This window comes from Microcoleus sp. Pol1C5, from assembly GCF_036701115.1.
Lineage (GTDB): Bacteria > Cyanobacteriota > Cyanobacteriia > Cyanobacteriales > Microcoleaceae > Microcoleus.
This window is the reverse complement of record NZ_JAUBQE010000013.1, coordinates 54826-77431: the sequence shown is the minus strand read 5'-3', so window position 1 is coordinate 77431 and position 22606 is coordinate 54826. Positions and strand designations below refer to the sequence as shown.

Genomic DNA, 22606 nt, shown 5'->3' with positions numbered 1-22606 from the left:
CAGAAAGGTGAGCAGCAATGGATAAGAATATTTACGGCTTTTCAAATGAAATATCATCTGAAGAAGTGTTATTTGCGGATGAAGTTAACTCAGATGAAGACTTATTTTTTGCCGATGAAGTATCAGAAGCTACTCCGACAGAAAGCTGGAAAATTTTGATTGTAGATGATGAATCTCAAGTTCACACAGCTACCGATATAGCCTTAAGAAAGTTTGTTTACGAAAATAAATCTTTAAAATTTATTAGTGCTTATTCCGCTAAGGAAGCTAAACAGTTAATTCAAGAACATCCGGATGTGGCTATCATCCTGCTTGATGTAATCATGGAAACGGATGATGCTGGCTTAGAATTTGTGAAATATGTCCGCCAAGTGTTAGGCAATCAGTTAGTGCGAATTATTTTACGCACGGGTCAACCCGGCCAAGTACCCGAAAAAAGCGTTATTATCAATTACGATATAAATGACTATAAAACTAAAACTGAATTAACGACATCAAAGCTATACACTACAGTGCTAACAGCTTTGAGAAGTTTTTGTCTAGGTCATAAATTGCAGTCTGAAATAGAGCAGCGCGAACAAGCAGAGAAAGCACTGCGTATCAGTGAAGAAAAAGAACACCAAAAAGCTCTTGCCTTAGAGCATTTTGTCCGAGAACTGCAAGACACACAACTCCAGCTAGTTCAAAGTGAAAAAATGTCGAGTCTCGGTCAATTAGTTGCAGGTGTCGCTCATGAAATTAATAATCCGGTTAACTTTATTTACGGCAATATCTCCTATGCGAAAGATTATATTAAAGAACTCATCTATGTGTTGAATCTCTACCAACAGCATTACCCACAACCAGAAGCAGAAATTCTCAATGCAATAGAAGATGGAGAGTTGTCATTTATCATGGACGATTTGCCAAAGTTGCTTTCTTCCTTGCAGTTAGGCATCGAACGCATTCGTATGATTGTGGAGTCTCTACGAAATTTTTCGCGCTTAGATGAAACCGAAATCAAATCAGTAGATATTCACGAAGGTATTAATAGCACCTTGATGATATTGCAGCATCGCCTCAAGGCTAAGTCAGATCGTCCTGCTATTAACGTGATTAAAGAGTATAGTCCATTGCCACTTGTGACCTGTTATGCAGGTCAGCTTAATCAGGTGTTTATGAACCTTTTAGCGAATGCTATAGATGCTTTGGAAGAGCGGGGAAGTAGAGAAGAGGGTAAAGTTTTTCACCCCCAAATTTTGATTCGTACTGAAGTCGTAGCGGGCAATTCCTATGACAACATTAGCACGGGATCAGGCATTCGGGTAACAATTGCTGATAATGGCATTGGCATGAGTGAGAAAGTTCGTTCAAAACTTTTCACTCCCTTTTTTACTACTAAGCCAATCGGAAAAGGTACAGGCATGGGATTGTCAATCAGCCGAAAAATTCTGCTAGAAAAACACTGCGCTCAACTACAGTGTTTTTCTACGCCAGAGCAGGGAACGGAGTTTATTATTGAGATGCCGACTATCTGTAAAGCAACCAATTTCGCGGTATCTATGGTCTAGCAAACTGATTGGGCCCAATTCATCATATAGGGGTTTTCATTTGCAGGGGAGAAATCAGCAGTAATTCCGAAAGTTACGCTAACGGGCTGAGACAAAAAATGAAGCCAAAATGGCTTAAAACCTATATAGAGAAAGACTTTTACCTCGAAAGGGCATAAATCTAATATTTACAATGGTTTCAGGCATTTTTAGGCCATAGACCTCTTTCTTTTGCTAGGGAGAGGTTTTCAGCCCCTAAAAAGGTGAGAAAAGGTCTAAGTTTCATTAAGCAACTCACAGATAACTCCTATCGAAACTTCCGTTCTGACTCTTGAATGGGAACATCATTAATGCTAGCTTCACGTCTTCGCATTAACCCATTTTCTGCAAATTCCCACTGTTCGTTACCATAGGCGCGATACCAATAGCCAGAATCATCGTGCCACTCATACTCAAATCGAACAGAAATCCGATTATCTGTAAAACTCCACAGTTCTTTCTTTAAACGGTAATCTAATTCCTTTGCCCATTTTCGTCTTAAAAAAGCCTTTATTTCTTCCCGTCCGCTGAAAAATTCGGCACGGTTTCGCCACTGAGAATCTTCCGTATAAGCTAAGGCTACTCGTTCAGGATCGCGGGTATTCCAGGCATCTTCAGCAGCTTGAACTTTGGCTTTAGCCGTTTCCAACGTAAAGGGCGGTAGAGGTGGTTTAGTTTCCATCAGCTTTGTTTTCTGTGATTATAAAGGGTAAGTGCGGTGTGCATGGAGCCCTAGAGATAGCGTGTGTGCGTCGAGGACGGGCTTTATTAGATTAGATATTTTCCCCTCCCGTCCCTCTACATACAGCAGATTTCAGGTCGTCGATCGCACAGACGTGAAAATCTTTCGATCGCTCCTGTCATATCGTTTCCGGTGGCATCGGAGTAATATATTTGGATAATGTCAGTGCGAGCGTCCCCGCTCGCTAACACGATCGCGAGCGGGGACGCTCGCACGCTTATAATTCCGCTCCCACCGGATTTGATATCAGCCCTGCGATTCCTGGTGCGCCGACTGTCAATATTTGGCGGCGTGTGATTTTCTGACATAATAAGTTCCTCCTTCCGCTGCGGTTAATTGATAGCGGTTACTTAAAGCTTAAAGAGTGTAAACAGTTCGTTCAACCTCGATTCTTGCTCTAAATTATCGAAATCTTGCTCTAGTTACTGATGGCGCCATGCGTTCTTTTTGGGAAAAAGCCACCCGTTAGTTTATGATTTGCGCAAGTTTTGTTAACCTTTTTATAAACCAATTATAATCTTTTTTTCGACTTTTAAACTATTTATTTAGGTAGATGTTTGGCATTTAGTAAAAATTTAAAGTAAATAAAAAATTGAGGAAATATCATGCGGTCTTTAATTAAGTCAAGGAATAAAATTTTTAACCTATTGGTACTCAGCTTTTTAGCAACAATCTTGATTGTTGTTCCTCCCTTAATCGGCGCTCGTTATAATTTATTTTACCCATCTTTAGAAGTTAGCGTCCAAGCTCAAATGCCCAATTCAAGCGAAGTAGAACCAACGCCTGCTGCTACTGAAGGACAGCAACAGCAGAAAAATCAACCAGCTAAGAATGCCAGCGAAGGGGAAGATAAAAAAGAGGAAAAACTAGAGCCTTTTAAAATGACAATGGGCGCGATCGGGGGATTGGTGCTATTTTTATATGGTGTTACTCGGATGGCGGAAGGACTCGAAGCAATTGCGGGCGATCGCATGAAAGAAATTATCGGACATTTTACTACAAATCGCTATGCCGGACTCGCCACAGGCGCAGCAGCCACAACTTTATTAGATTCTTCATCCGTCACAATTATTATTACAATTGCGATGGTGAGTGCCGGATTGCTAACATTTGTTCAGTCTCTAGGAGTAGTTTTAGGTTCCAATATTGGCACGACTATCGGCGCTCAAATCGTTGCTTTTAAAATTAACGAATACGCGCCAATTCTTATGTTTGTTGGCTTTTTATTAACTTTTATGGGTAAAACAGACCGACTCAAAAATATTGGTTTAGTTTTGCTTGGTTTTGGCTTGCTGTTTTTCGGACTAGACCAAATTGAAAGCGCAATGGAGCCGTTTGAGAGCTACCAACCATTTCTTAAGTTAATGGAAACTTTGGGAGAAAAACCCTTACTAGGAGCTGGAATTGGTGCCTTGTTTACCATTTTAGTTCAATCTTCCTCCGCTACGGTTGCTATTATCGTTACCCTAGCTAGTCAAGGTTTAATTTCACTTCCTGCTGGGATTGCCTTAATGTTAGGAGCGGAAGTTGGCACTTGCGCCGATACATTAGTCGCCACAATTGGACGAGAAAGACCTGCTGTACGAACGGGCATTTTTCATTTATTATTTAATCTGACGACCGCCACTTTGGGGATTTTATTTGCTAGTCAATTAGCGGCGATCTCCCAATGGCTCTCCAGCTTATTTGGGGCAGGCGAAGATGTTGCCCGAGAAATCGCCAATGCTCAATTAATATTTAACGTATTGGGCGTAATGTTGGCGATCGGATTTCTACCATTAATTGCTAAGGGATTGGAAAAAGTGATTCCCAAAGGCAAGGATGAAACAGATTCGGCGTTCGATCGCAACTCGTGATCGGACTACAACTAGCATTTGACATAGGTAAAAGAGCAGCGAGCCACCAGTTAGCCCCAGAGATTTGGGTTTAGTTCCAAGGGCCCAACCTACAACTAACTCATGTTACTGAGACAGGCTATATGTAGTAAATCGTACAGAAGTAAGCTTTCTAATGTTTTAAGCTTCAGCGGTATTTCGCATACAGCATTATGCACACTACACAAGAACGATCGTGCAATTCTGCGTTTATATTGCCTCGAAACTGCACCTTTACTGAAACTGATTGGAAAGCCCTTGCGCCGTTTTGGTATCCGATCGCGTTCTCGCAGGAAGTCACTGATCGACCGTTTGCAGCAAAGCTGCTCGATGAACGGCTCGTGCTATTTCGACTTTCCGATAGCTCGATCGTTGCAGCACGGGATTTGTGTTTGCATCGCGGTGCTCCTCTGAGTTTGGGATGGGTTGAGAACGATGAACTCCAATGCAAATATCACGGCATCCGCTACGACAAAAGCGGTCAATGCACGTGTATTCCCGCTCAACCGGATGCCGCAATTCCCGCTCGGCTGAAATTGACGACCTACGCTGTCACCGAACGCTATGGTTTAGTGTGGGTAAGGCTCGTGGATAACGGTTCAGTCCATTTTCCCTCCTTTAAGGAATGGAACGATCCAGACTATATTCAGGTTCTGCCAGGCAGCGTGGCGATCGAAGCTGCCGCAGGTCGTCAAGTCGAAGGCTTTCTGGATGTGAGTCATTTTGCGTTTGTTCACACCGAATCCTTTGGCGAGCGCGAAAATCCAGAAGTGCCAGATTATCCCGTTGAGCGACTACCGCACGGGTTTCGCGCTGATTATGTCAGCACTGTGAGCAACTATCCGCACGGTCTAAAGCATCTGAGTCCGCCTGGGTTTAAGTGGCGTCGATTGTTTGAAGTGTGGCTGCCGTTCACAGCGAAGTTAACCGTTACCTTTCCGAACGGGCAGTTACACATCCTGAATGCTGCCTGTCCGGTTTCAGCCCGCAAGACGCGCTTGTTTGTGCCGATTTGCCGCAATTTTGACAAAGATGCACCGCTGCAAGACACGCTGGACTTTAACCATCAAGTGTTTGGCGAAGATAAGGACATTGTTGAGGAACAGTATCCCGAAGATTTACCGATCGCGCTGCAAGATGAAGTCCACATTGCCGGGGATAAAAGCTCGATCGCGTATCGCAAAGGATTGGCGGCATTGGGTCTAGGACGATCGTTTACCGCCTAACTCCTATCTCAATTGAATTTCGGAGATCCAAACCATGAGCGCTGATTTAGAATTTCAAAAACCGATTCCGCCAAAGCAATCCTACACAGGTTGGCAAGCTGCACTGGCAGAGTTCTTCCAGTTTGATTTCTACAGAACCAATTTCAAAACAGAGACGCTCGCGGGTATCACCACGTTCATGACGATGGGATACATCTTAGTCGTCAATCCGATTATTCTGTCAAACGCGATTTTTCTACAACAGCCTGGAGATTTGTTTTCCCAATTGGCTGTGGCAACCGCTGTTGCGGCTGCTGTTGGAACCTTCTGTATGGCAATTTTAGCAAACTACCCGTTCGGGCTGGCGCCTGGAATGGGAACGAATGCCTTTTTTGCTTTCTCAGTTGTAATCGGACTGAAAATCGATTGGCGATTGGCGCTGTCGTGCGTGTTTGTTCAGGGGTTAATTTTTATCGCTCTGACGTTCACGGATGTACGTCGGTTATTGATCGTGGCAATTCCCAGGTCGCTCAAGCACGCAACCGCAGGTGGGATTGGCTTGTTTATTGCCTACATCGGGATGTCAGGAGATGTTGCCAATGGGGGAGCCGGATTGATTGTGGCAAATCCAGCGACAAAAACGGCGTTTGGCAGTTTAGCAGAACCGAACACGCTACTCGCTGTGGCGGGTTTAGCGATGACAGCCGGATTGGTGGTTCGGGGCGTCAGAGGTGCGTTACTATTTGGAATTTTAGGCACCGCAATTTGGGCTTGGCTGTTCAAGGTTTCACCTCCACCTCAAGGATTTTTTGCGCTGCCAGAATTGCCAAAAGACATTTTTGGTCAAGCATTTCTGGGAATTGCTAATCTGAACTCCGAGAATTTTATTGACTGGATTGCAGTGCTGTTTGTATTTCTATTTGTTGATATTTTTGACACCATCGGGACGCTAACGGGTGTGGGAATGCGGGCAGGCTATATCGGCCCGGATGGCGAGTTGCCGCGTGCAAATAAAGCACTGATGGCAGATGCCATTGGCACCACAATCGGTCCGATCTTCGGTACGTCGAGCGTGACGGCTTATGTTGAATCCGTGGCAGGCGTTGCCGAAGGCGGTCGAACTGGATTTACCGCTTTAGTTGTGGCAGGATTATTTGCGGTGTCGCTGTTTTTCATTCCGGTGTTTAAAGCGATTCCGGCTTTTGCAACGACGCCGACGCTGGTCATTGTTGGCGCGATGATGTTGGCTGAGGTTAAAGAAATTCCCTGGGATGATATTTCGGAAGTGATTCCAGCGTTTCTAACGATATTCCTGATTCCATTGACTTATTCGATCGCGGAAGGGTTGTCGATCGGATTCATTGCCTATCCGATTGTGAAAACCTGCCAAGGTAGAGCCAAGGAAGTGTCTGGGGGAACTTGGATCATTGCGGGCATCTTCGTGATTCGGTTCATCTTTATGTCACTGCGGTTTCATCATTCAGCAGCCTGAGCCGGCATGGCGAGAGCCAACAGCTAGGTTTGAATGACTTACCAGTTGTTTAGGCGACGCCGATAGTTTAATCTGCTTTGCTGTAGGCGAGTTCCCCCAGGATGTAGGTTGCCTTAACGGCTCGATCGTCGCCCATGATGATTAAACTAAAGGCACGCTCGGCAAGTTCTTCCAGCGTTGTTGCGGGTGCTGCAGAATTGCGAAATGCCATGATCGGCGTCGATCGCAAGTCAAGCACCACAAAATCTGCTTCTTTACCCACCTCGAAATTGCCAATGCGATCGTCCAGACATAACGCTCTAGCGCTGCCGAGCGTAGCGAGAAACAATGCTTGAAATGCAGACAGAGAGTATTGTCTCAGTTGCGCGACTTTGTACGCTTCATTTGCCGTTTGCAGCATCGAAAGACTCGTTCCTGCACCAACATCTGTGGCAAGCCCTACTTTAACCGGAACGTCGATCGACTTCGCTTTTTCAAGATCGAACAACCCACTGCCTAAGAACAAATTTGACGTAGGACAGAATGCGATCGTGGATTTTGCTTCAGAGAGCCGTTGAAATTCTGCATTCGTCAGTTGTACGCCGTGTGCAAAGATCGATCGCTCTCCCACCAATCCAGCTCGATCGTACACATCGAGATAGCCTTTGCACTCGGGAAAAAGTTCTTTTACCCAAGCAACTTCATTAACGTTCTCTGATAGATGCGTGTGCAGATAAACATCAGGATACTCTTGCAACAGTTTCCCTGCTAGCTTCAGTTGTTCCGGGGTTGAAGTCGGTGCAAACCGAGGCGACACCGCGTATAACAATCGTTGATTGTGATGCCATTTTTCAATCAGCTTTTTGCTATCTTGATACGACTCTTGGGCCGTATCGGTCAGATATTTCGGTGCATTGCGATCCATCATCACTTTGCCCGCAATCATCCGCAGATTTCGACGGCTCGCTGCCTCAAAAAAAGCATCGACTGATCCTGAAAAAACCGCTGCTAAAACAACTGCCGTCGTGGTGCCGTTGCGTAATAGTTCATCAATAAAAATAGCTGCAACCTGTTCGGCGTATTCTCGGTCTTTAAACTTCAGTTCGGTTGGAAACGTATATTGATTCAACCAATCCAAAAGCTGTTTTCCGTAAGCAGCAATCATTCCAGTTTGGGAGAAATGCACGTGAATATCAATAAATCCAGGCATCAACAGCATTCCTGGGTATTCAGACACAGTGATGTCTGAGAACTGCTCTTTCAGGCGATCGTAAGATCCAAAAGCTTTAACAATTCCGTTTTCTACAACCAGCAGACCATCTGGAACATAGCGAACGCTTTGATTTTGGGCAACATAAAAAGGATCTTCCACAAAATCTAGAAAAGCACCGCGAAACGCTTTAATTGAGTTTTCAGATACAGATAAATTTTGATTAATTGCCATGTGAAAATTTGTTTGGTTTTGGAGGTTTGCTCAATCCTATTAAAATGATTGCTTGTAATGTCAGATGTGTAAGTTACATTTACTACAAAAATAATTTTAAGACTAATCTAATAGCATTATTACTGCTTTAGCATTTATAAAATTGCATAGAACAGTCCTGGACGAACTCCGACAGAGAAACCGGTTTTTTACCGACTCTGCGGGTAAAAACGGAGTATTTTCGTAAAAAAAACCCGGTTTCTGAGCCCCCGTGCGTCTAGGACTAGCAGTATTAACCCACATTCCGCTCGAGCATTCGAGTTGATTTGTAGTTTGTATGGTGCGTCGCTGGCAGAAAATCGAGTTTAGTTGTAGATTGTCGATCGCGACGCACCGGTTCGGTATCTACTACGATCGGATTTGATATCAATCCTCAGCATCGGGATCGAGTCCCATCGATCGCAGCCGCTCCGCTAACTGGGCGAGTTTTCGTTCTGCTTGTTCGGCTCTTTCCCGTTCTTGTTCGGCTCTTTCCCGTTCTTGTTCGGCTCTTTCCCGTTCTTGTTCGACCCGGCCACGCTCAATTTCAACTTGTTCGGAGCCCGTTAACAGCAAATTCCCCTGGGAATCCCACCACCGCAACCAAAGAAGTTCTTGATTTTGATAGCTTCCCTGCCAAAGTCCCAATTCTACATCTAATACAGGAATGGGATAGTGACCGCGTTCGTTTGGCTCCATCCTTCGATACACAAAATCTATTAGGTGATAGACCTCTAAATTGCCCGTTCTCATTTCATAAATGCCGTAGTAAGGAATGCGGATAATTCTCTCGTACACCCAAAACTTACCCGGTTTAGTGGTGGTACCGTCAGCGGCCACACTCAAGGGAGTACGATCGCGCTCTTCCTCTCCATTACCGCTAGCAAATTCTAAAGCAATGAACGGAGCCATGTGTTCCCGCCAAAGTACATAAGAACGGCGAAAACCGTCAAGTGTTGCCGGTACATTCGGCACGTAAAACCAATCCGGTGCTTCTGCACCTCGCTCTGGCGGGTCAGTTTCTCGCCAGTAAATGCCGCAATCTTGCCCGATCGCATATTGTCCATCTGGATGCAGTCGCTCTACAACCGGCCCGATCGAATCTGTCAGAATGATGCTCTGGGGATGCTCCTGAAAATTTTTCACAAATGTACCGTCTTCGTCTGGCAGTTGGGTATGGTCGGGGAATGCAGGAGGCAAACCTGTAGCGGTTATTATCTCATTCATAGTCTTTTCCGTGCAGCTATTGTTGATTGTACTGCGAAATTTTAGAGCAATCTGATTTGAAATTTTAGCTAATATTAACTAAACCCAGCTAACCACAGCGGAAGCATCAACAGCAACCCGACAGAAGTGATGGCGATGCTGCTAGCTAACAAATCGCGATCGAGCTCGTAGACTTCTGCTAAAATCAGCACTGAAAGAGCTGTGGGCGTTCCCGACATCAACACCAACACGAACCTCGGATCGCCACTCAATCCGAAATAACTAGCACCCAATCCGATCAGCACCGGTACAATTACTACTTTTAACAGCGAGGGGATTAAAGCCAGTTCAAAACTTTCCCATTTCTTAATAGACCTCAGCCGGATGCCAACCAGCAGCAAAGCACTGGCAATTACCACCCAAACAGCAGTCTGCAATCCCGATTCCACTGTTTCGGGCAGGGGGATGTTTCTAGTATAAAAACCAATTAAAAATGCCCACAGGGCGGGAACTGTCAGCACGTCCCGGATCTGAGTCCACCAGTGATTTTTTTGCTCGGAGTTCCCGAAATAGCTAGCAATAAATACACCAAAACAATAAGTTCCAATAACGTTATTAGTGACGCTGTACAAGACAGCCCAGTTGTTGTTATCGGTGCTGATGATAGACGGGGTAATTGCTAATCCAACAAATCCCGTATTCCCTAACATCGCAGCTAGGAGAAAACTGCCTTGGCTCGATCTCTTCAGGGAATTAAAATTTAATAAAAATAAGTTAACCAGAGAATTTTTGCCCTGAAAATAGGGCTTTTTGATATGGGCCGCACTCAGCCTACGCAATAATACCCAAGTCAGCCAAGCACAACTCGTACTCAGAAATAACACGAATATGGCGATCGCCGGCGTGAATCCCACAGCACCCGAAAAATCGCTTTGACGGGCTAAAACTAGAATTTGCAGCGGTATCCCAATCCAGAAAAGAAAGTGGCTCAGCAGCTTGGGAAAATCAACTGGGATGTACCGAAACAGCAGCAGTCCCAAGCCAGTCCAGATAACTAGAGGCGTATAAGCGTGAAATAAGGTTTCAATCATAAAAATTTAACTTGACAATTTGAAATGCCTTTATCTATTAATAATAATGGTAAAATCCATTTGAAAAATGGGAATTTTCGTTAGCGGAACCCTCGAAGAGGATCGCACTTGCACGCTTTTTCGTCCTAGGGTGTTGGTAGCACTCCAGACCCAAAAATTTTTGCCCACATTCCCGCATCTTGCAGGACACTATTTTCAGACTCGCAGTCCCAAAAGATTGCAGCTTTTTACCTTCACATTTACCAAACCTCTTGTAATTTGAAAAATGTGCGATCGAGCTATCTTGCCTTGGACGAACTGATGTCCCACGTTTTCCTGCCATTTCTCTCGAACCGAAACAGGGCGACACTAAAGCTGCTAATGACTTGCACTCATTAATTCAATTTCAAAGCATTAACAGGCACCTCATCCCAAGAACTAACAGTCCGCAAAGTAGCAACCCAGCCCTGCTGTTTTTGCTCTGCCGTCAAATTCTTCTCAAAAGATTCGTGGCAATCCTTCGCTTGGCTTTCATCGCAACAAGCAATGCAAGAATAAAGAATGCCCGACGGATCGATTTGCTCGTTTACCCAAATAATCACGATCTACTCTCTCAATCACAATCTACTGTTACTTAAATTTTCCTATATTTTTGCCACTTAAGTAGGTCGGTATTAATTAACCGGAGTGCGGCCTTTTAGCTTAACAGGCAAGATGCCTGTTCCACACACAGGCAAGATGCCTGTTCCACAACAGATGAATTTTTTGTGGGTGGGCTTCTAGCCGGCCCTGAATTACTTCGATGCCAAAGTTGCCAAAGACTCGCCCGCAACCCGGCAGATCCGCCAGTCGGGCATCACATCAGCACCGATACCCTTGTAAAATCCGATCGCCAATTCATTCCAATCCAAAACGCTCCATTCCAAACGCCCGCAGCCCCTTTCAACCGTCAACTGCGCTAAATAAACTATCAAAGACTTGCCAATTCCCCGCCCTCGAAACTCAGGGATCACAAACAAATCCTCCAAATAAATTCCCGGCTGAGTCAAAAAAGTAGAATAATTGTAAAAAAACAGCGCCCAGCCCACAACTCGATTTTCGCACTCGGCTAAAATCGCTTCAGCAAAAGGTCGATCGCCAAACAAATGATGCTCCAAATCAACGGCATTGCCAGTAACGGCATGAGATAATTTTTCGTACTCAGCTAAAGCTTTAATCAAATCAAACAGCACCGGCACGTCGGCGCGGGTAGCTGGACGCAAAATTACCTCAGAAGACATAAATAAGTAAGTAGTACGCGACAATCAAGAATTAAAAATACCACATCAAGACATTTTTAATTTGTAATTTTTAATTAAGTTTTTCCCCATTGAATCAGCATATATACGGCAGGGTCGGAGTGTCCCCCACAATAATTTTAAGATTTTTCAAAATGCCCACTCAATTTTTTTTGCTTATTTCAACCAGCCCTTCAATCGTTCCGTCACTTGAGGGCGACGCAGCTTTCGCATTGCCTTATTTTGAATTTGACGGACTCGTTCGCGGGACAAATTGAACAAACTGCTGACCTCTTCTAAAGTGTAAGGTTCGCCGGTCAGCAAACCGTAACGCATAGCAACAATCTCTTTTTCCCGCTCCGTCAAAATACTGTCCAACACCTCCAAAATATCTTGGCGCATCATCATCTCATTCATCTGAGCTTCGGGAGATTGCGTCGCGTTATCTTCGAGAACATCCAAAAGTTCCGAACTTTCTTCTGAGCCGATGCGGTGGTTGAGAGACAAAGATTGCCTGCGTACTTGCTGGAGGTAGCGAAGCTGTTCGCAAGAAACTTGCATTTCTCTAGCAAGTTCAGTTTCAGTTGGATTGCGTTGAAGAGAACGCTTCAAATCTCGATAAACTTTTTTGAGTTTATTTAACTGTTCGACAATGTGAACAGGCAAGCGAATCGTCCGCCCTTGATTGGCAATTGTCCGGGTAATTCCTTGGCGAATCCACCAATAGGCATAAGTAGAAAACTTGTAACCCTTCTCCGGATCGAACTTTTCGGCTGCCCGATTCAAACCCAAAGCTCCTTCCTGAATTAAATCGAGAAAAGGCACGCCCCGATTAAGATAGCGTTTGGCAATCGAAACAACCAAGCGCAAATTCGAGCTGATCATTTTCCGTTTCGCCGACTGACACTGGTGGCGAAGCTGTTGCAGTTGAGTTTCGCTTATCCCCAAAGCCGTTGCGAGTTCAGCTTTTGTCGGTACTCTGCCTAATTCCTGCTGCAAACGCTGTTCTAGTTCATCCAGGGCTACCAATTCTTGAACGCGACGCGCCAACTCTACTTCTTCGGCTGCTGTCAGTAGAGGATACCGAGCCATTTCCTTGAACAAAGCTCCCACTGGATCGTCGGCAGACCAGTTGTTGTATGCTGACGACCGAGTTACCGTCGGACGATCGATCTCAGTGTCTTCATCTTGTGCGATCGCGAATGAGGCTTCGGGTGCCACCGCAAAACTGCCTAGGTCAGATTCTGCCATATCGTGCTTGGTGTCGGTGGAATGATTTGAAAAGTATCCCTTCACTTTAGCGAATTTAACCGGAAATTTCCGAAATCCATCTAGAAGCTCGTGACAGAAATTAGATGGCCCCAATTTTATACCTTTCTATTGAGTTCGAGCCAGTAAAGGAGCTGCCTGCAATAATTGCTGAGTATAAGGGTCCTGCGGATTAGTAAAAATATCCCTAGTCTTACCGATTTCAACAATTTTTCCAGCATTCATTACCGCAATGCGATCGCAAAAAAATCTCGCCACCCACAAATCGTGCGTAATGAACAGATAAGTCAAATTAAATTCCTTCTTCAACTCCAACATCAGTTCTAATACTTGAGTCTGCACGCTGGCATCCAGCATACTCACGGGTTCGTCACAAATTATCAGTTGCGGCCGAGTAATCAAAGCGCGGGCGATCGAAACTCGCTGCTGTTGTCCTCCTGACAATTCCCCCGGATAGCGGCGAAAGAAATCCTCCCCCGGAGTTAAACCCACCCGCTCTAACATTTGGATTACTTGTTTTTTAGCTTCGCTACCATTAGCTAATTTGTGAATAAATAAAGGGTCAGCAATACTTTGCCCGACAGTCATCATCGGATTGAGGCAAGCGTGGGGGTCTTGAAAGATCATTTGCATTTCGCGGCGGTGCTTCCTCACAGCATCGCGGTTCAGGGCAGTGATATCTATTCCTTGAAATTCCACTTTGCCGCCAGTCGCGGTAATTAGCTGCAAAATCGTGCGTGACAAGGTACTTTTGCCGCAGCCAGACTCCCCTACCAGCCCTAGGGTTTCTCCCCGTTGTAGCTCTAAACTAACGCCGTCTACTGCTTTAATTACCTGGCGATTCCTGGAAAACAACTGATCTAATAAATTGCTTTCTAAACTGTAGTGTTGCTGCAAATTCGTCACTGTCAAAAGAGGCGAATTTGTTGAGTTTGCAGTAACGACTTCAGTCCTGATTTCCTCGAATGCTAACCCTTTTTCAGAATCGGCTTGAATGTGCAAAGCTGCTTTGAGGAGCGATCGAGTATATTCGTGCTGCGGCTTTTCAAACACGTTTTGCACCGGCCCTGTTTCTACGACTTTACCGCCGTACATCACCGCAATGCGATCGCAATACTCAGCCACCATCGCCAAATCGTGAGAAATCAACAAAATAGCCGTTCCCCGTTCCTCACAAAGTCTGGTTAATTCCTGCAAAATCTGAGCAGCTACAGTTACGTCCAAACTTGTAGTCGGTTCGTCCGCCACAATTAATTTGGGATCGAGCAAAAGAGCCAAAGCAATTGCTACTCTTTGCCGCATTCCGCCGCTAAATTCGTGGGGAAATTGGGACCAGCGAGACGCGGGAATTTTCACAGCTTCCAGAGTTTCTATCGCCCGTTTCTTAGCTTGCTTGCGATCCAAATTCGGTCGGTGAGCTTGCAAAGTCTCGATGCAATGTTCTCCTACAGTCATCAAAGGATCGAGACGAGTCATCGGATCTTGAAAAATCAATGCTACAGCTTCGCCCCGAAACCGTCTCAGCCGCGAAGCATTCATATCAAACACTGACTCTCCAGCAAAACTAACTCGCCCCTCAATGAGCGTTGAATCCGGCAGCAACCGCATCGCCGCCCTTCCCAAAGTTGACTTACCGCAGCCAGACTCCCCAACTAATCCGAGCTTTTCCCCCGGTTTCAGCGTCAGGGAAACCCTGTCAACGGCCCAACCGGATTGGCCTCGCCGCTGAGGATAAGCTACTCGCAGATTGTCAACTGAAAATAGAGAAGAGTCATTAGTCATTAGTCCTTAGTCCTTAGTCTGTTGTCTGTTGTCTGTTGTCTGTTAACTGTTGTCTGTTGTCTGTTGTCTGTTGACTGTTGTCTGTTGCTATTTATTATTTATCAATATACTAGCGGCTAGTTGTTAGTTATTAGTATTTTTCAGGGCTTATTAGTGATTGGCAAGATACCGATATGCTGTTTGTAAATACCAATAAAAATTGCTAGAAACAAAGATTTTATCACTACATCATTAACCGACCAACCACTTACTAAAAACTGTCAACAGTCAACCGTTGACAGTCAACCGTCCACAGTTTGTAAATACCAATAGAAATTGCTACAAACAAAGATTTTATCACTACATCATTAACCGACCAACCGCTTACTAACAACAGTCAACCGTTAACAGTCAACCATCAACAGTCAACTGTCAACAGCCAACAGACTAAATTTCCTTTCGCTTCAACTCAGCTCTCCGCAGTATGTAAGTAGCGGCACAATCTGCGTGAGGATGGTCTGCTAAAACTTCCGCGAGTTCCAACACATATCCGGCGATATCCGGCCCCAGCTTTTCAGTCAGCACTTGACGTTCGCGAGAGGCGAGTTCTTGCACGCGGGCCTTAGCTTGCCAATTCGGAGAAAACATCTTGTCAATCTCGGTGTGGAATCCCAGACTTTCGAGAATGTCCCACTCGCCGTTATCGCACCAAATGCCCCCGCACAACATACAGCGCTCTATGTAAAAGGGCACTCTGCTGAAAGGAACTTTCGCCCGCGACAGATAGTGACCGTCTTCGGGACACAGCGCTGCTTTGCTGTCGTAGACAGACGGGGTGAATTCTATGCCGAGAGTCCCTGTCGCATCCGGCTTCTCGGATTTGTTGTACCACTGGCTCTGCTCTTTTTGCCAAGCTTCGTATTCTCTGCCTGGAATCCAGATACCGTAACAGTTGGGACACCACTGCACCGACATACGGCCGGCTAAGGTACCGCCTTCTAAATTGGGATGTTTACATTTTGGACATTCCACCGCTTTATTTCTCCTTGCCTTATTAATTCCCTGTTAATTCAATTATTAATTCTGTATCTGGGCGGGCCCTGAAGAACCAGAATTTTTTTGCAGCAGCGCGCCACAGTAGCCAATTAGCGTGTTAAGCCGCGCGATCGCCCCAGTTTGCCTCGCCTTTGCTGTCGCTGGCTGGCGCGACGCTTGCAAAAACGTGACATCTGTCCCCAATAACCGCAGTTGCTTGTGAATTTCCGTCAAATAGGACTGCTCTGGGGGTGTTTCTGAGGCGTCTAAGTCATCGCTTTCGGCTCTCATAATTTGGTTTCCGAAAAATTGTTGCACTTTTGTGTATTCGATCGCCAGCGCGGCCCGATCCAGATTATCCTGTGCAGCAGTTCTTTGTAGTTGTTCTAGTGCTTGCTGTAATTTTTGGTAGCACTGGCGGCGGTCTTCGGACAATATCATGATTTTGTAAAGAAATTTGTATTTATAATCAAAGTAGATACTTACTTAAGTTTGCTCATATGGAGGGAAGCCGTGCGTTTTTGGAGCAATTCCCTGTTTTGTGAGAACTTTTTTCGATTTTCTGCCCTAACTCTACCCTTCTGGCTGCTGCTTTTTGTTTAGCGTTGCCGGTAAATGCCGATCCCCCGCAACCTCAACGGCTACCGCCCAAATCTGCTGATTTTACCGGATTTTCCCCGATCGACAGACTGCGGCGGCGGCAGTGGTGTCACTATATTTTCCTACCTCCGAGGGGGGGCGACTCCGGATTACATAGGTATAGTTTGAGAAAAATCGACTATTTTTTTGAATTGCAAATTGTGGCATTCAATTAGTTTAGTATAGCTAAACACATAATTTCGGCAATTCAACCGGAAACCGGCTTTTAACCATTTGTATTTCTAAGTTTTAAAGGTGTACCCCATGAACGCGAACACTCTGACTCCCTCTCCTTCGATCGATCCTGCCGTAGTTCCCGATTGGCTGCAAGAATGCCTGAATAATCGATCGCAGCCTGATGGGGACCCTAACCCGAATTGTTCGACTGACGACAGCTTAATTTGTCGGGCCTTTGAATTTGCCCGCGACTTGCACGAAGGACAGTACCGCAAATCTGGAGAACCTTACATTTGCCATCCGGTAGCTGTGGCTGGAATACTGCGGTATATGGGCGGCAACAACGTCATGATTGCCGCCGGCTTCCTCCACGACATTGTTGAAGATACAGATATTACTCTCGAAGAAATAGAACAGCGGTTCGGGGCGGAAGTGCGACAGTTGGTTGAAGGGGTCACCAAGCTTTCTAAGTTTAATTTTTCTAGCAAAACAGAGCGCCTTGCGGAAAATTTCCGCCGAATGTTCCTAGCAATGGCTAAAGATATTCGCGTCATTGTCGTCAAACTCGCAGACAGGCTGCACAACATGAGGACTTTGGAGCATTTGTCCGAAGAAAAGCAGCGCAGTATTGCCCTAGAAACCCGAGATATTTTTGCTCCCCTAGCGAACCGTTTGGGTATTGGCCGCTTTAAGTGGGAATTGGAAGATTTAGCGTTTAAATACCTGGAACCCGAAGCTTACCGCGAAATTCAGGAATTGGTGGCCGAGAAGCGGGCCGATCGAGAAACTCAACTCGCAGAAGTCACAGATTGTTTGCGAGAAAGGCTTGACAATTTAGGCATTAAATGCTACGAAGTTAGCGGCCGTCCCAAACATTTGTACGGGATTTACGCGAAGATGCAGCGCCGCCAAAAAGGGTTTAAGCAAGTGTACGATATTGCGGCGGTGCGGATCATCGTAGAAACCAATGATGACTGTTATCGGGCTTTGGCGATCGTCCACGATTCTTTCCGCCCGATTCCCGGCCGCTTTAAAGATTATATCGGTTTACCAAAAGCCAACCGCTACCAATCTTTGCACACCGGAGTAATCGGAACCAGCGGCCGCCCCATCGAAGTGCAAATTCGCACTGTAGCAATGCACCACATTGCAGAATACGGCATTGCCGCCCACTGGAAATACAAAGAAACGGGCGGTTCTAACACAACAGTTACCGGCGACGACGAAAAATTTACTTGGCTGCGACAACTCCTAGAATGGCAAAGCGACCTCAAAGACGATCGCGAATATTTACAAAGTATTAAGGACAACTTATTCGACGAAGATATTTACGTTTTTACTCCTAACGGAGACGTGATTGCTCTCAATAGCGGATCAACTCCCGTAGATTTTGCTTACCGCATTCACACAGAAATTGGCAATCGCTGCACCGGTGCGAGAGTCAACGGGCGGATGGTAACACTAGACAAGGTTTTAAAGAACGGCGATATTGTAGAAATCTTGACCCAAAAAAATGGTCATCCGAGTTCCGACTGGCTGAATTTTGTCAAGACAAACGGAGCAAAAAACCGAATTCGCCAGTGGTTGAAGCGATCGCATCGAGATGAAAATCTCGCTCGCGGCCGGGAATTGCTGGAAAAAGAATTAGGTAAAAATGGCTTGGAATCTTTGCTAAAATCTGAACCCATGCAGTCTGTGGCTCAGCGCTGCAACTACCACAGCGTCGAAGATTTAATTGCCGGTTTGGGCTACGGCGAAGTCACCCTAAATCTCGTAGTAAATCGACTGCGAGATTTAGTAAAAGTGCAGCAAAAAATTGAAGCTGCTCCCGCAGGAACCCACGAAGTGCCCCAGCTAATACCTGCATCGACGGCACCGAAACCTTTACCTAGTTCGTCTCCTAGCAAATCGCCCATCGCAGGTGTAGAGGGATTGCTCTACCATTTATCCGGCTGTTGCTGTCCGATTCCTGGGGAATCAATTATTGGAGTTGTGACTCGCACTCGCGGAATTTCGATTCACCGGCAAGGCTGTTCAAATGTTGAGAGCGTACCTGGGGATCGGTTGGTTCCTGTGAGTTGGAATTCCAGCAACCGCAATGAATCTCGACCCAACACTTATCCGGTTAACATTCAAATTGAAGCCCTCGATCGAGTGGGAGTTCTCAATGATGTTTTATCGCATTTGAAGGACAACCAAGTAAACGTCCGCAGCGCTCAAGTCAAAACATATCCCGGATTGCCGGCCTTAATTGACTTGTGCATGGATATCCAGGATAAACAACAGTTCGAGCGCACTTGTATGCAAATTAAAAAGATGAGCGATATTTTGAATTTGCGGAGGCTGAGTGAAGGGACTTAAGAGAAAAGTCTTCCTATGGCAAAACTCAGCCTTAACTCGGTTATTCCTTCAGCAAAGCTGACCAACTATTTATTAATCCGGCTTCCTAAAGACGACAAATCTCAGTTTCTCGATCGAGGTGGTTACAGCATAGAAAACTGGCAACAGCTCGATCGAGATTTAAGAAGCCAGATACTTCCCCTGGAAGCGGAGCCAATGGAAAACACCAGATACGGTCAAAAGTACATGATTAAAGGCAGTTTAACAGGTCCAAACGGTACGATTTTACAAGTTAAAACCGTTTGGATTGTTACTCCATCCGAAACCAGATTTGTTACATTAGTTCCTGATTGACAAGAGGTTAAGCCCCATGAAATTTGAACTGTTTTCACAGGTAGCATTGCGAGAAGACATTCCTAAGTATGGCCTAAAAAAAGGTGATACAGCAACTATCGTTGAACACTACCAGATGCCGGAAGGTGAAGAAGACGGTTATAGCTTAGAGGGTTTCAATATCGAAGCAATTACCGTTGAAGTTGCCGAGTCCCAGATTGAAGCGATAAAAGCTCCTGTTTTGCAGCTTGGAAAATATTGATTACCATTCACCTTCCACCAGCCTGCGATGAGAGCGACTCATCTTGCGAAGCAAAACTTGTTCTTCTTCAGAGAAAGGTGCTTCGCAAGCAGCATTAATTTTTTCTAACAGTTGTTGATTTTCGCGGCGGCGGATAAATTCTTCAAGGGCTATTTCGATCAAAAAACTCTGAGAAATTTGCATTTCGCCAGCTAATGCTTCGGCTTGTTCAAATAAAGATGCTGGCAATGAGATAGCAGTTTTGACAGTTCTCATAGCTTTCTACCTTCATTTATTTATATGAGTCTAACTAATAGTATAGCTAACCACAATAGGGTTCAGCAAACAGGCAGAAAAATGAAAGCCTTTATTTGGGCGGACTTACTGGCTTTGACTCGCCCAGCTTTTGCTGCAAAAACTCCTGGGCTACTTCTCCAGCTTCTTGCTGTTTCTTATCAACTTGATAATTGAGTCGTCGCATATCTTCCTCGGAGATTTTGCCGCCCAATTCTGCGAGGACTGGACGCAATTCCGGGTATTTTTCCAAAATTTGCGATCGCACAACCGGAACTGCTTCGTAGGGCGGGAAATAGTTCTTGTCATCTTTGAGAACTACTAAACCTAAACTTTGAATCAAACCGTCCGTCGTATTACCAGCAATCACATCTACTTCTTTTTGTTGCAGCGCTTGATAAAGCAATCCTAACAGCAACTCCTTCGGTTGTTCTCGAAACTTAATCCCGTAAGTTTTAGCCAATCCGGGAAATCCATCTTCTCTCTCGTTAAATTCTGGGCCGAAACCAGCCCGGAGGTTAGGTGCAGCTTTCCCAAGTTGTGACAGAGTTTGTAAATTGAGTTTTTTGGCATCATCTCCCCGCACAATAATCGCAAAACTGTTATTAAAGCCCAGCGGTTCCGTCCACTCAGCTTTAAACTGTTTGGGATATTCTTGTTTGAGGTAATCGAGGACTCTTTTGGGGTCAGAAATCGGTTTTTGTTTGAGCAGGTTGGCGTAAGCAGTACCCGTGTATTCGACGTACAAATCGATTTTACCTGCTGTTAGGGATTGATGGCAAAGCGAACCTCCGAGATTCAGTTCTCGTTCTACTTTGATATCTGTTTTAGCTTCGATATGGCGTGCTAAAATTTCTGCGAGGATGACTTGTTCGGTAAAGTCTTTTGAGCAGATGACAACTTGCTTTTGGGGCTTAGAGGTACATCCTGCTACTGCAAGCAAGCAAAGCAGCCAGCAGGAATAGAAAAAAAAATCGTTCTTAGAGATTTTCATGACTTAACTCACTTTAAAAATCTACACTTAATACCTTATAAGTTATAGCATAAAGCCCATATCGCAGACTTCTTCAATAACTCTGCGCTTTAACACCGATCGCACTTTACGCAAGTTGCGTTTTCCTGCTGTAACATTTATTGATAGACATGGAGCAATAAATATGGTAATCAGAGTCAGCGATATTATCCAGCAGCAGCGACAATTTTTTGCGACTGGGAAAACTAAGGATGTGGATTTTCGGATCGAACAACTCAAGAATCTCAAAAGTGCGATCGCCTCCAATCAATCACGGATTGTGGATGCTGTCAAGGCTGATTTGAACAGGCCGGAGTACGAGGCTTATTTTGAAATTGCTGCGATCGCAGAAGTTAATTATGCCATCAAAAATGTAAAATCTTGGGCAAAGCCGAAAAAAGTGCCTACTTCGATCGATCAATTCCCAGCATCGGCCCGCATTTACCCAGAACCTTTGGGGGTAGTTTTAATCATCGGGCCTTGGAATTACCCATTTCAGCTAATGATATCACCCTTGGTCGGGGCGATCGCCGCCGGCAACTGCGCCATCCTCAAACCTTCAGAAATCGCCTCGCACACGTCGGAAGTTGTCGCCGACATGATTAGCAAAACCTTCGATCCCGCCTACGTAGCCGCCGTGGAAGGAGGAGTCGAAATCAGCAAACAATTATTAGCGGAAAAATTCGATCACATCTTCTTTACAGGCGGCACAAAAATCGGTAAAATAGTGATGGAAGCCGCAGCCAAACACCTGACACCTGTCACATTAGAATTAGGCGGCAAAAGTCCTTGCATTGTAGACTCAGATATTCAAGTTGAATACACTGCTAAACGCATTGCCTGGGGCAAGTTTATCAATGCCGGTCAAACTTGTATCGCTCCCGATTACCTGTTAGTTGATAAAAAAGTTAAACCCGATTTGATGCAGGCAATTAAAACAGCAATTCACGGATTTTACGGCGACGATCCGCAGAAAAGTCCCGACTATTCCCGAATTATCAATCAGTGGCAATTGGAACGTTTGAGTGCGTTTATTAAAGACGGAGAAATTGTTGCCGGCGGGAAAGTTAAGCCGGAAGATAGATATATTGCACCGACAGTTATAGATAATGTTTCCTGGGATTCGCCTGTGATGCAGGATGAGATTTTTGGGCCGATTTTGCCAGTTTTAGAGTATGATGATTTGGGGGAGGCGATCGCCCAAATCAACGCCCGTCCCAAACCTTTAGCATTGTATTTGTTCTCGAAGGATAAAGAAAAACAAGAGCGAGTCTTGCGGGAAACTTCCTCTGGGGGAGTTTCCATAAATGATACTGTAATGCACTACGGGGTGACAAGTTTGCCTTTTGGGGGAGTTGGCGACAGCGGGATTGGGAGTTATCACGGCAAAGCGACTTTTGATACTTTTTCTCATTACAAAAGCGTGCTGCAAAAATCATTTTGGCTTGACTTGAAATGGCGGTATGCTCCCTATAAGGGTAAGTTGGATTTGATTAAGAAAGTTATCGGTTGATATTGCCTAAGCACCAGATTCCCCCTCACCCCCCAGGGCTGTTTCTTTCTCGCGAAGTCCGGCAGGGGTTTCAACCCCTGCCGGACTGAATGTTTGAGGTGTTTGTTGTTAGCAAAT

Annotated in this window: 22 protein-coding genes; 9 read left to right on the top strand and 13 right to left on the bottom strand. The window is 45.2% G+C overall.

Annotation, left to right across the window (positions count from 1 at the left end; all coding sequences use genetic code 11):
* Positions 1–17 precede the first annotated feature (17 nt).
* Entirely contained in the window at positions 18–1550 is a 1533-nt protein-coding gene (locus QUA23_RS09830) for an ATP-binding protein (protein WP_333075536.1), read from the top strand.
* A gap of 286 nt (positions 1551–1836) precedes the next feature.
* Here the strand turns inward: QUA23_RS09830 and QUA23_RS09825 are convergent, their stop codons facing one another.
* On the bottom strand, positions 1837–2250 hold the full coding sequence (locus tag QUA23_RS09825; protein WP_190657739.1) for a nuclear transport factor 2 family protein: 414 nt from the start codon (positions 2248–2250) through the stop codon (positions 1837–1839).
* A 116-nt stretch (positions 2251–2366) separates the two neighbouring features.
* A complete protein-coding gene (locus tag QUA23_RS09820; RefSeq protein ID WP_333075537.1) occupies positions 2367–2618 on the bottom strand; it encodes a hypothetical protein in 252 nt (83 codons plus the stop codon).
* A gap of 297 nt (positions 2619–2915) precedes the next feature.
* Between QUA23_RS09820 and QUA23_RS09815 the strand changes: the two genes are divergently transcribed.
* The 3 genes from QUA23_RS09815 to QUA23_RS09805 all read left to right on the top strand — a co-directional run bounded on the left by QUA23_RS09815 (position 2916) and on the right by QUA23_RS09805 (position 6881).
* Positions 2916–4166, top strand: coding sequence for a Na/Pi symporter (locus QUA23_RS09815; protein ID WP_333075539.1), 1251 nt, complete (start codon positions 2916–2918; stop codon positions 4164–4166).
* Between the two features lie 191 nt (positions 4167–4357).
* The gene (locus QUA23_RS09810) at positions 4358–5410 is read left to right on the top strand and encodes an aromatic ring-hydroxylating dioxygenase subunit alpha (protein WP_333075540.1); all 1053 of its coding nucleotides are present in this window, start codon (positions 4358–4360) and stop codon (positions 5408–5410) included.
* 34 nt (positions 5411–5444) lie between these two features.
* On the top strand, positions 5445–6881 hold the full coding sequence (locus tag QUA23_RS09805; RefSeq protein WP_333075541.1) for an NCS2 family permease: 1437 nt from the start codon (positions 5445–5447) through the stop codon (positions 6879–6881).
* Between the two features lie 67 nt (positions 6882–6948).
* Here QUA23_RS09805 and guaD read toward each other — a convergent pair whose 3' ends face one another.
* The 9 genes from guaD to patD form a co-directional block, all read right to left on the bottom strand.
* On the bottom strand, positions 6949–8304 hold the full coding sequence (gene guaD, locus QUA23_RS09800) for a guanine deaminase (protein ID WP_333075542.1): 1356 nt from the start codon (positions 8302–8304) through the stop codon (positions 6949–6951).
* A gap of 405 nt (positions 8305–8709) precedes the next feature.
* A complete protein-coding gene (locus QUA23_RS09795; RefSeq protein ID WP_333075543.1) occupies positions 8710–9549 on the bottom strand; it encodes a Uma2 family endonuclease in 840 nt (279 codons plus the stop codon).
* Positions 9550–9623: 74 nt separating this feature from the next.
* The gene (locus QUA23_RS09790) at positions 9624–10619 is read right to left on the bottom strand and encodes an AEC family transporter (protein WP_333075544.1); all 996 of its coding nucleotides are present in this window, start codon (positions 10617–10619) and stop codon (positions 9624–9626) included.
* A 374-nt stretch (positions 10620–10993) separates the two neighbouring features.
* Positions 10994–11200, bottom strand: a complete 207-nt coding sequence (locus QUA23_RS09785) for a glycogen debranching protein (RefSeq protein WP_333075545.1) — start codon at positions 11198–11200, stop codon at positions 10994–10996.
* A gap of 192 nt (positions 11201–11392) precedes the next feature.
* Positions 11393–11878 carry a GNAT family N-acetyltransferase gene (locus tag QUA23_RS09780; RefSeq protein ID WP_333075546.1) on the bottom strand — a complete coding sequence of 162 codons (486 nt, stop codon included), beginning with the start codon at positions 11876–11878 and terminating at the stop codon, positions 11393–11395.
* 174 nt (positions 11879–12052) lie between these two features.
* A complete protein-coding gene (locus tag QUA23_RS09775; RefSeq protein ID WP_333075547.1) occupies positions 12053–13126 on the bottom strand; it encodes an RNA polymerase sigma factor, RpoD/SigA family in 1074 nt (357 codons plus the stop codon).
* Positions 13127–13252: 126 nt separating this feature from the next.
* Complete coding sequence (locus QUA23_RS09770; RefSeq protein ID WP_333075549.1) at positions 13253–14926, bottom strand: ABC transporter ATP-binding protein; 1674 nt, start codon at positions 14924–14926, stop codon at positions 13253–13255.
* A 426-nt stretch (positions 14927–15352) separates the two neighbouring features.
* Positions 15353–15937: a zf-TFIIB domain-containing protein gene (locus QUA23_RS09765; protein WP_333038070.1), complete on the bottom strand. Its 585-nt coding sequence runs from the start codon at positions 15935–15937 to the stop codon at positions 15353–15355.
* A 45-nt stretch (positions 15938–15982) separates the two neighbouring features.
* Positions 15983–16381 carry a heterocyst frequency control protein PatD gene (gene patD / locus QUA23_RS09760; protein WP_333075550.1) on the bottom strand — a complete coding sequence of 133 codons (399 nt, stop codon included), beginning with the start codon at positions 16379–16381 and terminating at the stop codon, positions 15983–15985.
* A gap of 174 nt (positions 16382–16555) precedes the next feature.
* On the opposite strand from patD, the gene QUA23_RS09755 reads away from it, so the two are divergent.
* The 4 genes from QUA23_RS09755 to QUA23_RS09740 all read left to right on the top strand — a co-directional run bounded on the left by QUA23_RS09755 (position 16556) and on the right by QUA23_RS09740 (position 19691).
* A complete protein-coding gene (locus tag QUA23_RS09755; protein ID WP_333075552.1) occupies positions 16556–16708 on the top strand; it encodes a hypothetical protein in 153 nt (50 codons plus the stop codon).
* Between the two features lie 135 nt (positions 16709–16843).
* On the top strand, positions 16844–19117 hold the full coding sequence (locus tag QUA23_RS09750) for a bifunctional (p)ppGpp synthetase/guanosine-3',5'-bis(diphosphate) 3'-pyrophosphohydrolase (RefSeq protein WP_333075554.1): 2274 nt from the start codon (positions 16844–16846) through the stop codon (positions 19115–19117).
* Between the two features lie 15 nt (positions 19118–19132).
* Positions 19133–19450: a DUF6883 domain-containing protein gene (locus QUA23_RS09745; protein ID WP_242719867.1), complete on the top strand. Its 318-nt coding sequence runs from the start codon at positions 19133–19135 to the stop codon at positions 19448–19450.
* A gap of 16 nt (positions 19451–19466) precedes the next feature.
* Complete coding sequence (locus QUA23_RS09740; protein WP_242719868.1) at positions 19467–19691, top strand: DUF4926 domain-containing protein; 225 nt, start codon at positions 19467–19469, stop codon at positions 19689–19691.
* Here the strand turns inward: QUA23_RS09740 and QUA23_RS09735 are convergent, their stop codons facing one another.
* Together QUA23_RS09735 and QUA23_RS09730 are read right to left on the bottom strand one after the other, a co-directional pair.
* A complete protein-coding gene (locus QUA23_RS09735) occupies positions 19692–19946 on the bottom strand; it encodes a hypothetical protein (RefSeq protein ID WP_333075557.1) in 255 nt (84 codons plus the stop codon). It lies immediately after the preceding gene.
* A gap of 91 nt (positions 19947–20037) precedes the next feature.
* Positions 20038–20958, bottom strand: coding sequence for a glycine betaine ABC transporter substrate-binding protein (locus QUA23_RS09730; RefSeq protein ID WP_333075558.1), 921 nt, complete (start codon positions 20956–20958; stop codon positions 20038–20040).
* Between the two features lie 163 nt (positions 20959–21121).
* Here QUA23_RS09730 and QUA23_RS09725 point away from each other — a divergent pair, with 163 nt between their 5' ends.
* Positions 21122–22489: an aldehyde dehydrogenase gene (locus QUA23_RS09725; RefSeq protein WP_333075560.1), complete on the top strand. Its 1368-nt coding sequence runs from the start codon at positions 21122–21124 to the stop codon at positions 22487–22489.
* The last annotated feature ends 117 nt before the right edge of the window (positions 22490–22606 follow it).